This is a genomic window from Delftia sp. ASV31 (assembly GCF_016428765.1).
In the GTDB taxonomy this organism is placed as follows: Bacteria; Pseudomonadota; Gammaproteobacteria; order Burkholderiales; family Burkholderiaceae_C; genus Comamonas; species Comamonas acidovorans.
Window position 1 is genome coordinate 32700 of the sequence record NZ_JAELTK010000051.1, and the last position, 11438, is coordinate 44137.

General features: G+C 69.1%; 11 protein-coding genes. 5 read left to right on the forward strand and 6 right to left on the reverse strand.

Features of this window, described 5'->3' with window-relative positions; all coding sequences use genetic code 11:
• Positions 1 to 8: 8 nt before the first annotated feature.
• From JHD82_RS18255 to JHD82_RS18280, 6 genes are all read right to left on the reverse strand, one after another.
• The gene (locus JHD82_RS18255; RefSeq protein ID WP_199137954.1) at positions 9 to 224 is read right to left on the reverse strand and encodes a hypothetical protein; all 216 of its coding nucleotides are present in this window, start codon (positions 222 to 224) and stop codon (positions 9 to 11) included.
• Between the two features lie 10 nt (positions 225 to 234).
• Complete coding sequence (locus tag JHD82_RS18260) at positions 235 to 1443, reverse strand: acetyl-CoA C-acetyltransferase (RefSeq protein ID WP_012202131.1); 1209 nt, start codon at positions 1441 to 1443, stop codon at positions 235 to 237.
• A gap of 27 nt (positions 1444 to 1470) precedes the next feature.
• On the reverse strand, positions 1471 to 2796 hold the full coding sequence (locus JHD82_RS18265; protein WP_199137947.1) for an acetyl-CoA hydrolase/transferase family protein: 1326 nt from the start codon (positions 2794 to 2796) through the stop codon (positions 1471 to 1473).
• On the reverse strand, positions 2793 to 3602 hold the full coding sequence (locus JHD82_RS18270; protein WP_199137950.1) for an enoyl-CoA hydratase/isomerase family protein: 810 nt from the start codon (positions 3600 to 3602) through the stop codon (positions 2793 to 2795). Before JHD82_RS18270 ends, JHD82_RS18265 begins: the two co-directional genes overlap by 4 nt.
• A gap of 212 nt (positions 3603 to 3814) precedes the next feature.
• Complete coding sequence (locus tag JHD82_RS18275) at positions 3815 to 4708, reverse strand: MaoC family dehydratase (protein ID WP_197944559.1); 894 nt, start codon at positions 4706 to 4708, stop codon at positions 3815 to 3817.
• A 167-nt stretch (positions 4709 to 4875) separates the two neighbouring features.
• Positions 4876 to 5793 carry an SDR family NAD(P)-dependent oxidoreductase gene (locus JHD82_RS18280; RefSeq protein WP_017406887.1) on the reverse strand — a complete coding sequence of 306 codons (918 nt, stop codon included), beginning with the start codon at positions 5791 to 5793 and terminating at the stop codon, positions 4876 to 4878.
• A gap of 207 nt (positions 5794 to 6000) precedes the next feature.
• Between JHD82_RS18280 and JHD82_RS18285 the strand changes: the two genes are divergently transcribed.
• The 5 genes from JHD82_RS18285 to JHD82_RS18305 form a co-directional block, all read left to right on the forward strand.
• Positions 6001 to 6906: a MaoC family dehydratase N-terminal domain-containing protein gene (locus JHD82_RS18285; RefSeq protein WP_012202136.1), complete on the forward strand. Its 906-nt coding sequence runs from the start codon at positions 6001 to 6003 to the stop codon at positions 6904 to 6906.
• A 30-nt stretch (positions 6907 to 6936) separates the two neighbouring features.
• Positions 6937 to 8103, forward strand: coding sequence for an acyl-CoA dehydrogenase family protein (locus JHD82_RS18290; RefSeq protein ID WP_034397680.1), 1167 nt, complete (start codon positions 6937 to 6939; stop codon positions 8101 to 8103).
• An 11-nt stretch (positions 8104 to 8114) separates the two neighbouring features.
• Positions 8115 to 9329, forward strand: a complete 1215-nt coding sequence (locus JHD82_RS18295) for a CaiB/BaiF CoA-transferase family protein (protein WP_133072642.1) — start codon at positions 8115 to 8117, stop codon at positions 9327 to 9329.
• A 41-nt stretch (positions 9330 to 9370) separates the two neighbouring features.
• Positions 9371 to 10735: an MmgE/PrpD family protein gene (locus JHD82_RS18300; RefSeq protein ID WP_199137952.1), complete on the forward strand. Its 1365-nt coding sequence runs from the start codon at positions 9371 to 9373 to the stop codon at positions 10733 to 10735.
• A gap of 103 nt (positions 10736 to 10838) precedes the next feature.
• Positions 10839 to 11438 (forward strand): tripartite tricarboxylate transporter substrate-binding protein (locus tag JHD82_RS18305; RefSeq protein ID WP_269848150.1); only part of this gene is annotated, 600 nt, incomplete at its 3' end.

The window sequence follows — 11438 nt, forward strand, 5'->3', positions numbered from 1 at the left end:
GGCCGCCGTCAGGCACCAGCCTTCATTCGGCTGGCTGCCTGCCTTCCCAGATCCGCGATAAAGAGGTCAAAGTCTTCATCCGGCACGTCAATGTAGTGACCCGAGGCGACATCCGCCCACCCCCGCATAGCCGCTTGCCGTAGCGCTTCCAGCTTGGTCGCGTGGGTCTGAGCTTCAACGATTCGATGTTGTTGCTGGCTCAGATTCACTGGACGTGTCGACATGACGGGTTCCTCACACCCGCTCGAACACCGCCGCAATCCCCTGGCCGCCGCCTATGCACATGGTCTCCAGCCCATAGCGGCCCTTGCGGCGCTCCAGTTCGTGCAGCAGGGTGGCCAGGATGCGCACGCCGGTGGCGCCGATGGGGTGGCCCAGGGAGATGCCAGAGCCGTTGACGTTGAGCTTGTGGTCGATGGCGCCCTGGTCGTTCCACTCCCAGCCCTTGAGCACGGACAGCACCTGGCAGGCAAAGGCTTCGTTGAGTTCGACCAGGTCCATCTGGTCCAGCGTGAGGTTCAGGCGTGCCAGCAGTTTCTTGACGGCGGGCACGGGGCCTATGCCCATGTGCGAGGGCTCGCAGCCTGCGGCGGCCCAGCCCACCAGGGTGGCCATGGGGGTGAGGCCCAGTTCGGCCAGCTTGTCCTCGGCCACGATCAGGCAGGCGGCGCTGGCGTCGTTCTGCTGGCTGGCGTTGCCGGCCGTGACCGTTCCATTGGGCATGAGCACGCGCAGCTTGCCCATGCTGTCGGTGGTGGCGTCGGCGCGAAAGCCCTCGTCGCGCGTGAACAGCACGGGGTCGCCCTTGCGCTGGGGCACCTTGACGGGGACGATCTCGTCGGCGAAGCGGCCCGCCTCCCAGGCGGCGGCGGCGCGCTGGTGGCTGCGCACGGCATAGGCGTCGGCTGCCTCGCGGCTGATGCCGTAGTCACGCGCCAGGTTCTCGGCGGTCTCGATCATTCCCGAAATCTTTCCGAAGCGCTCCACGGGCTGGGAGCGCTCGCGGCCGCGGTCCAGCCGATCGTAGAAGCGCACATTGCCCGAGCGCGCGCCCCAGCGCATGTCGGTGCTGTAGTACTCGATGTTGCTCATGCTCTCCACGCCGCCTGCGATCACCACGTCGGCGGCGCCGCTTTGCACCATCATGGCCGCCGTGGCCACGGCCTGCAGGCCGCCGCCGCAGCGCCGGTCCAGCTGCATGCCCGGCACCGTCACCGGCAGGCCGGCCTGCAGCGCGGCCCAGCGGCCCACGCAGGGCGTCTCGCTGCTGGCGTAGGACTGGGCGAAGACCACGTCGTCGATGCGTGCGGGGTCGATGCCGCTTTTCTCGACCACGGCGCGCACCGTGGTGGCGGCCAGCTCCTCGACCGATACCGGCCGCAGGCTGCCGCCGAAGGTGCCCACGGGCGTGCGAAGGGGGGTGACGATGGCGGCTCTGCGCATGGTGTTGTCTCCTTGGGAATCAGTGGATCAGTGGATCAGTGGATCAGTGGATCGGGAAAAGGCTGCGCCGCATTGGCGCAGCAGGGTATGCGCCTGTTGTTCCAGGTCGGCGCGGTGCTCCGGCGCCGCGATGTCGATCAGCCGTTTCACGCGGCGCGACAGCGTCTGGCCGCGCAGGTCGGCCACGCCGTGTTCGGTGACGATGAGGCCGGCATCGCTGCGCGGCGTGCTGACGGGGCCGGACAGCCGCGCGACGATGCGCGTGGCGCCCCTGGCCGTGGCGGGCAGGGCGATGATGGGCAGGCCGCCGCGGCTGCGTGCCGCGCCGCGCAGAAAGTCCACGGCGCCCCCCACGGCGCCCACGTAGACGCCGCCCGCCACCTCGGAGTTGATCTGGCCCGTGAGGTCCACCTCCACCGCCGAATTGATGGCGGCCAGCCTGTGGCTGGCGGCCAGCACCTCGGGATCGTGCGTGTAGCGCGTCTCGCGCAGTTGCAGGGCGGGGTTGCGGTGTGCCCAGCGCCTGAGCGATTCGCCGCCCATGAGGATGCCGCCGATGCCCACGCCGCGGTCCTGGCTCTTGCGCGCGTGGGTCAGCACGCCGGCTTCGGCCAGGGCTGCAATGCCGTCGCCCACGGCGCCGCTGTGCAGGCCCAGGTCGCGGTGGCCGTGCAGGGCGGCGAGCACGGCCTCGGGCAGGTTGCCCACGCCCACCTGCAGCGTGGCACCGTCTTCGATGAGGGCGGCCACATGGCCGGCAATGGTCTGCTCGGCAGGGCCGGGGGCGCTGCGCGCCTGGTCCAGCGGAGGGTGTTCGGCATCGACCAGCAGGGCGAAGTCGCCGGCCTGCAGGTGCAGGCTGCCGTGCGTCCACGGAATGGCGGGGTTGACCTCGCCGATCAGCACGCGCGCCTTGCGTATGGCGGCCGGCAGGTATTCATGGACCAGGCCGAGGCTGTAGCGGCCTTGTGCATCGGGTGGCGAGACCTGGAGCAGCACCACGTCGGCAGGCAGCAGGCCCTCGTCGATCAGGCCGGGCAGGTGGGAGTAGTGGCTGGGCAGGATGTCCAGCACGCCCGCCTGGGCCAGCGCGCGGTGGGGACCGCCGGCCGCGTAGCCGAAGAAGTCGATGGCGTCGGCATGCGCCGGTTGCAGCGTGTCCGATGCGCCCATGCCCACGAAGACGCGCAGCCGGCCCTGGCCACCGTGCCGGGCCAGTGCATGGCGCTGCGCGACCACGGCGCGCGTGAGCGTCAGCGGCTCGGCCGTGGCCTGGCCCCACCACAGGGTGTCGCCGGGGCGGATCAGGGCCTGCAGCCTTTCTTGCAGGGCGTCCGGCGACAGCACGCTCATGGCGCGCGGTCCCAGTCGAAGCGCGTGGGCTGCTTGTCCTTGAAGCGCTGCACCGCCTCCTGGTGGTAGTCGGAGCCACGGCACATCGTCTGGGCATAGGCTTCCAGCTCGGCCATGGCGCGTGCGTCCAGCTCGAAGGCCTGGTTCATGGCCGTCTTGGCCATGCCGATGGCGGCCGTGGATGCCTCGCCGAAGCGCCGCGCCAGCGCCACGGCGGCGGCCTGCAGGGCCTCGCCGTCTTCCACGATCTCGTAGACCATGCCCAGCGACCTGGCTTCGTCGGCCTGCACGGTGCGCGCGGTGAAGACCAGCTCCTTGGCCTTTTGCAGGCCCACGATGCGCGGCAGCATGTGCATGGCGCCCAGGTCGGGCACCAGGCCGATGCGGCCGAACACGGCACAGAACTTCGCGCGCCGCGTGCACAGCACGAAGTCGGCGGCCAGCGCCAGGCTCAGGCCCGCGCCGAAGGCCGGGCCGTCCACGGCGGCGATCACGGGCTTTTCGAGGTTGACCAGCTCGGGAAACCACTGGTGCAGGCTGCGCATGCGCTGGCGCCAGGGCAGGCCGGCCTGGCTGGCATCCATCATCTGGCTGATGTCGCCGCCCGAGCAGAAGGCGCCGCCCGCGCCCGTGAGGATGACGGTGTGCACCTGCGCATCGTCACGCATCTGCGCCACGGCGGCGGCCAGGGCCGGGCGCATGGCCTGGTTGAGCGCGTTGCGGGCCTCGGGCCGGTTCAGCGTGATCGTGCCTATGCCGTCCTGGACGGAGATCAATACGGGGGAGGTTTCAGGTGATGTAGTCATGGTGCCGAGGTTGGATTCTTTGAGATCAAAAGCTGGAATGTCTTGCTTGCTCCTATGCGCACCTTTGACGAGACGTCCAAATCGGCATGTCCCAAGCCAGGGACACCGAGCAAGGGCCTGGGCCGGCCGCGCCGCCCCGCAGCGAGGGTGTCGTCCTCCTCCCGCGAAGCGAGAGAGGGGGAAGGCGCACAGCGACTCAGGGGGTGATCCATTCAAGCGAGTTCGGCGTAGCCGTGGCTCAGAACGACCTTGTCACGTTCGAGCACGCGGGCGCGCAACTGCAGCTGGCAGGGCTGATCGGGCGTACGCCAGATCTCGGTGACCAGGGTTTCGCCGGGATAGACGGGCGCGGTGAAGCGCACATCCAGCGCCTTCAGGCGCGCGGGATTGCGGTCGCCGCATTGGCGCAGCACGGCATGGGCCACCAGGCCGTAGCTGGCCAGGCCATGCAGGATGGGCCGCTCGAAACCGGCCTTGCGCGCCACGGCCGGGTCGGCATGCAGCGGGTTGTAGTCGCCCATCAGGCGGTACAGCAGCGCGGCCTCGGGGCGTATGGCCTGGGTGTCGGTGAAGTCGGGCGCGCGGTCCTCCGGCGTGGGGCGAAGCGGCGCCAGGGGCGCGTCGCTGGGCTGGCCGCCGTCCAGCAGGCTGTAGCCGCCATCGCCGCGCAGAAAGCTGACCTGCTGCACGGTGGCCAGCAGCTCGCCGCCAGTGGTCTCCAGGCGCCGCTCGGTGACCATGATGGCGCCCTTGCCCTCACCCTTGTCCGTCAGGTGCGTGATGCGGTTGTGGCCCACCACGTCGGCGCTGGCCGGCAGCGGGCGGTGCAGCCGCATGCGCTGCTCGCCATGCAGCAGCTTCACCCAATCGATGCCCGTGTCGGCCTCGCGCGCCCAGAAGCCCGGGTAGCCCAGCACCACGGCCTGCGAGGGCAGGGCGCGCAGCCCGCCCGGCGCCCCTTCGTAGAAAAAGGGCAGGGCGTCGGCGCACAGCGGATCGCTGCCCAGGCCCAGGCTCAAGGCATAGAGCATGGTGTCGCGCTCGCCATAGTGCTGGCGCACGGGCTCGAAGGGGCGCTGTTTCAGGTGCTGATAGCTGATGGCCATCACGGTTCCTCTCAGTGTTTGATTGCGCTGGCGCTTCAACCCTCGCAACTGGCGCGGCCCGACTCAGGGACACCGAGGAAGGGCCGCCCCGCACCGAGGGTGTCGTCCCCCTCCCTCGCGAAGCGAGTAGAGAGGGGGAAGGCGCGTAGCGCCTCAGGGGGTGTCGTTCAAACAGGATCCCAGCTGAACACGTCGGCGGACCGGTCCAGCGGCACGAACGACGCCTTGAGCGCAGGCATGCCGTGCTCGGCAATGAACTGGGGCGACCAGCCCTCGCTGCGGTGCACCGAGCGCAGCGGGCGCGGCTGGCTCATGACGAAGATCTCGTTGTTGCGCACGGCGAAGACCTGGGCGTTCACGTCGCGGGCCGCGTCGGACAGCAGGTAGACGGCCAGCGGGGCGATCTTGTTGGGCGTCATCTGCTGGATCTTGGCCACGCGCGCCTGCTGCTCGGGCGTGTCGGTGGGGATGGAGCCGATCATGCGGCTCCAGGCGAACGGCGCGATGCAGTTGGAGCGCACGTTGAACTTCTGCATGTCCAGCGCAATGGACTTGGACAGGGCCGTCAGCCCCAGCTTGGCCGCGCTGTAGTTGGCCTGGCCCAGGTTGCCGATCAGGCCCGAGGTCGAGGTCATGTGCACGAAGGCGCCGCTTTCCTGCTCCTTGAAATGGTTGGCGGCCGCGCGGCTCATGTAGTAGCTGCCGTACAGGTGGACCTTGATGACGGCGTCCCACTCGTCCAGGCTCATCTTGTGGAAGAACCGGTCGCGCAGGATGCCGGCGTTGTTGACCACGCCGTCGATGCGGCCGAAGCTGTCCACGGCGCACTGCACGATGCGGGCCGCGCTGGCGGCCTCGGCCACGCTGTCGGTGTTGGCCACGGCCTGGCCGCCTGCGGCCTTGATCTCATCGACCACCTTCTGGGCCGGGCCGGCGTCCGTGCCCTCGCCCGTGGTGGAGGTGCCGATGTCGTTGACCACCACCTTGGCGCCCTCGGCCGCCATGGCCAGCGCCATGTCGCGCCCGATGCCGCCGCCGGCACCCGTCACCACCACTACCTTGTCCTGCATCATTTTCTGCGCCATGGCCTGTCGTCCCCGTTCAGTGTTCGTTGGAAAGAAGTCGGGACCAAGGATGCCGGCAAACGCCGCACCGCGCCATTCGCCAATCACAAGGGCGGACTTCGCGGGAATGAAAGCAGCGGCGGACAGGCCGCGCCGGCCCAGCCTTCAGCGCGGCCAAAGGCTTGCTTAAGAAAACGCGGATTGCGGGCCGCCGCGCTTGCACCGACCATGGCGGCCATGACAGACAAGCAAGCTACCGACACCCTCGACGCCGCCGCGCTGGCGCACCTTCAGTCCTGGCAGGGCCGCAGCGAAACCCTGGCAGACAGCATCACGGCCGCGCCCGTGGCCGCGCTGTCGGCCACGCTGGACCGGGAAGACCCTGAGCCCGCCGACGGCACGGCGCTGCCGCCGCTGTGGCACTGGATGTACTTCCTGCCCCATGCACGCCAAAGCGAGCTCGGCCCCGACGGCCACCCGCGCCGTGGCGGCTTTCTGCCGCCCGTGCCGCTGCCGCGCCGCATGTGGGCCGGCGGGCGCCTGCGCTGGGAGGCAGGCAACGCGCTGCAGGTGGGCCAGAAGGTGCAGCGCCGCTCCACCATCGGCTCGGTCAGCCACAAGAGCGGCCGCTCGGGCGAGCTGCTGTTCGTGCTGGTCGAGCATGCCTACAGCAACGACCAGGGCCTGGCGCTGACCGAGGAGCACGACATCGTCTACCGCGCCGCTGCCCAGCCCGGCGATCCCGCGCCCACGCCGCAGAAGCCGCCGCTGGACGGCCAGCAAACCTGGTCGCGCACCATCGTTCCCGACGACGTGCTGCTGTTCCGCTACTCGGCCCTGACCTTCAACGGCCACCGCATCCACTACGACCGCCGCTATGTAACGGGTGTCGAAGGCTATCCGGGCCTGATCGTGCACGGCCCGCTGATCGCCACGCTGCTGCTGGACCTGCTGCGCCGCGAGCTGCCCCAGGCGCAGGTGCTGTCCTTCGAGTTCAAGGCCGTGCGCCCCACCTTCGACCTGCATGCCTTCAGCGTGCACGGCAAGCCTTCTGCGGACGGCAAGACCATTGAACTCTGGGCGCAAGACCACGAAGGCTGGCTGACCATGACCGGAAAAGCCACCCTGGCCTGAGACCCCTGAACACCGAGCCTTGAGACCACCATGATCGAACACACGCTTTCCAACAATTTCCCCGAAATCCGCGACGCCATCCGTGCGCTGTGCGCCGAGTTCCCCGACGAGTATTTCCGCAAGATCGACGAGCAGCGCGCCTATCCCGAGACCTTCGTGGACGCGCTGACCAAGGCCGGCTGGCTGGCCGCGCTGATCCCGCAGGAGTACGGCGGCTCGGGCCTGGGCCTGACCGAGGCCAGCGTGATCATGGAAGAGATCAACCGCTGCGGCGGCAACTCGGGCGCCTGCCACGGGCAGATGTACAACATGGGCACGCTGCTGCGCCACGGCTCGCAGGCGCAAAAGGAGAAGTACCTGCCGCGCATCGCCTCGGGCGAATGGCGCCTGCAGTCCATGGGCGTGACCGAGCCCACCACGGGCACGGACACCACCAAGATCAAGACCAGCGCCGTCAAGAAGGATGGCCGATACGTGGTCAACGGCCAGAAGGTCTGGATCAGCCGCGTGCAGCACAGCGACTGGATGATCCTGCTGGCGCGCACCACGCCGCTGGCCGACGTGAAGAAAAAGAGCGAGGGCATGTCCATCTTCATGGTGGATCTGGCCGAGGCGCAAAAGAGCGGCCTGACCGTGCGCCCCATCCCCAACATGGTCAACCACGAGACCAACGAGCTGTTCTTCGAGAACCTGGAAATCCCCGAGGAGAACCTGATCGGCGAGGAAGGCAAGGGCTTCAAGTACATCCTCGACGGCCTCAATGCCGAGCGCACGCTGATTGCGGCCGAATGCATTGGCGACGGCTACTGGTTCCTGGACCGCGTGACCAACTACGTGCGCGACCGCAACGTGTTCGGCCGCCCCATCGGCCAGAACCAGGGCGTGCAGTTCCCCATTGCCGATGCCTTCATCGAGGTCGAGGCCGCCAACCTCATGCGCTGGAAGGCCTGCGAGATGTTCGACGCCAACCAGGCCATGGGCGCCCAGGCCAACATGGCCAAGTACCTGGCGGCCAAGGCCAGCTGGGAGGCGGCCAATGCCTGCATCCAGTTCCACGGCGGCTTCGGCTTTGCCTGCGAATACGACGTGGAGCGCAAGTTCCGCGAGACGCGCCTGTACCAGGTGGCGCCGATCTCGACCAATCTCATTTACTCCTACGTGGCCGAGCACATCCTCGGTCTCCCCCGCTCGTTCTGAAGGCACTGCGCATGACACAGCAACGCCTGAGGCCCCTGGACGGCACCACCGTCGTCTCGCTGGAACATGCGGTGGCCGCACCGTTTTGCACGCGCCAGCTGGCCGACCTGGGCGCGCGCGTGATCAAGGTCGAGCGGCCCGGCAGCGGCGACTTTGCGCGCGGCTATGACCAGCGCGTGCAGGGCCAGTCCTCGCACTTCACCTGGATCAACCGCAGCAAGCAGAGCCTGGCTCTGGACCTCAAGCAGGACGAGGCCATGCAGGCGCTGCTGCAGCTGCTGGAGGGTGCCGACGTGCTGGTGCAGAACCTGGCGCCCGGCGCGGCCGCGCGCATGGGCCTGTCCTATGCGGCGCTGCGCGAGCGCTTTCCGCGCCTCATCGTCTGCGACATCAGCGGCTACGGCGCTGACGGCCCCTACCGCGACAAGAAGGCCTACGACCTGCTGATCCAGAGCGAGGCGGGCTTTCTCTCGGTCACGGGCACGCCCGAGGTGCCGTCCAAGGCCGGTATCTCGGTGGCCGACATCGCGGCCGGCATGTATGCGTACACCAACATCCTGTCGGCCCTGCTGCTGCGCGGGCGCACGGGCGAGGGCAGCCACATCGACGTGTCCATGCTGGAGGCGCTGGGCGAGTGGATGGGTTACCCCATGTACTACGCCTTCGACGGCGCGCCGCCGCCGCCGCGCACCGGCGCCTCGCACGCCAGCATCTATCCCTACGGGCCTTTCGAGGCCGGCAAGGACGTGGGTGACGGGGGCACGGTGATGCTGGGCCTGCAAAACGAACGCGAGTGGAAGCTCTTTTGCGAACAGGTGCTGCTGCAGCCCGAGCTGGCCACGGATGCGCGCTTTGACAGCAATGCGCGCCGCAACGCCAACCGCGAGGAGCTGCGTGCGCTGATCCTGGGCGTGTTCAACGCGCTCGATGCCGCACAGGTGGTGCAGCGGCTGGATGCGGCGGGCATCGCCAATGCGCGCGTCAACGACATGGCCGGCCTGTGGGCCCATCCCCAGCTGGCCGCACGCCAGCGCTGGTGCAGCGTGGACACGCCGGCCGGACCCGTGCAGGCGCTGCTGCCCCCCGGTGCCAACAGCGCCTTCGACTACCGCATGGAGGCCGTGCCCGCCGTGGGCGAGCACAGCGCCGCCATCCTGGCCGAGCTGGGCTGGAGCGCCGAGCGCATCAGTGCCCTGTGCCCGACCCCGGGAAAAACCGCCCCCTGAAACCAGGGCGCATGCCCAAGAATGCGCCGGAGACCCAACCCATGAAAAACGACACCCAAGTGAGCATCCATCCGCTGGCCCAATTCGCTGCCTCGCTGCGCTGGGACGACGTTCCTGCCGCCGTTCAGCAGCGCGCCGAAGACCTCTGGGTGGACTGGTTCGGCTCCGTGCTCGCAGGCCAGGGCGCGCGCCCCGTGCAGAGCATCACGCGCTTTGCGCTGTCCCAGGGACCGGCGCAGGGGCCTAGCGAGATCCTGGGCAGTGCCGACACCACCTCGCCCATGATGGCGGCCCTGGCCAATGCCGCGGCCTCGCATGTGGCCGAGCAGGACGATGTGCACAACGGCTCGGTCTTCCACCCCGCGGCCGTGGTCTTCCCGCCCGCGCTGGCCGTGGCACAGAGCATCGGCGCCAGCGGCGCCGAACTCATGGCCGCCTGCGTGGCCGGCTATGAGGTCGGCATCCGCGTGGGCGAGTTCCTGGGCCGCAGCCACTACCGCATCTTCCACACCACGGCCACGGCCGGCACCCTGGCCGCCGCGGCCGCCGTGGGCCGGCTGCTGGGCCTCACGCCCGCGCAGATGCAGCATGCCTTCGGCTCGGCCGGCACGCAGTCGGCAGGGCTGTGGGAGTTCCTGCGCACGGGCGCCGACAGCAAGCAGCTGCACACGGCGCATGCGGCCGCTGCGGGCCTGATGTCGGCCTACCTGGCCCGGGACGGATTCACCGGTGCGCAGGACATCTTCACCGGGCCGCAGGGCCTGGCGGCAGGCATGTCCACGGACGCCGATCCCACGCGCCTCACGGACGGCATCGGCACGCGCTGGGCCACGGCCGAGACCTCGTTCAAATGGCATGCCTCCTGCCGCCACACGCACCCGGCCGCCGACGCGCTGCTGCAGGTCATGCAGGACCACGGCCTGGCCCCCGCCGACCTGGCGCAGGTCACCTGCCACGTGCACCAGGGCGCCATCGACGTGCTGGGCCCCGTGGTCGATCCCGGCACGGTGCACCAGAGCAAGTTCTCCATGGGCACGGTGCTGGCGCTGGCCGCGCGCCACGGCCATGCGGGCCTGGACGAGTTCGACAACGAATACCTGGCCGCCACCACCGTGGCCCTGCGCGAGAAGGTGGGCATGGTGCTGGACCCCGAGGTCGATGCCGCCTACCCGCAGCGCTGGATAGGCAAGGTCACCGTGCTCACCACCGATGGCCGCACGCTGCACGGCCGCGTGGAAGAGCCCAAGGGCGATCCGGGCAATACGCTGTCGCGCGAGGAGATCACGGCCAAGGCGCTGCGACTGATCGCCTATGGCGGTGCCCTGCAGGACGACCCCGCCCAGGCCGCCTTAGCGCGGCTGTGGCAGATCGCGCACTGGCCGCGCGTGCAGCGCCTGCTTGACTGAGTTCTTGACTGAGTTTTCGCGCCGGCCCCGGCCGGCGAATCCATGGGAAAGGCGCCACCACAGAGCGCCTCCCGCTTCCACCAAAGTGCACAGGAGACAAACCATGCAACGCACCACTTCTTTCCGCCGCCGCCTCGTTTACGCAGCGGCCGCCGCCTGCGCCCTTGCCGCCGGCGGGACGACCACCGGCGCCCTGGCTGCGGCCTGGCCTGAGAAGCCCGTCGTCCTCGTCGTGCCCTACAGCGCTGGCGGCCCCACCGATGTGGTGGCGCGCCTGCTGGCCGTGCCCATGGGCCAGGTGCTGGGCCAGAGCGTGCTGGTCGAGAACACCGTGGGTGCGGGCGGCACCATTGCGCCCAACCGCGTGGCCAAGGCCAAGGCCGACGGCTACACCATCCTCATCCACCACATGGGCATGGCCACGGCGCCTGCGCTGTACAAGAAGCTGCCCTATGACCCGCTCAAGGACTTCGAGTACATCGGCCAGGTGCTGGACGTGCCCATGACCCTGCTGTCGCGCAAGGACTTCCCGGCCAACAACTTTGCCGAGCTGCTGGACTACGTGAAGAAGAACCAGGAGAAGGTCTCGCTGGCCAATGCCGGCATCGGCGCCGTCTCCCAGCTGTGCGGCATGCTGTTCATGCACCAGGCGGGCGTCAAGCTCACCACCGTGCCCTACAAGGGCGCAGGCCCGGCCATGAAC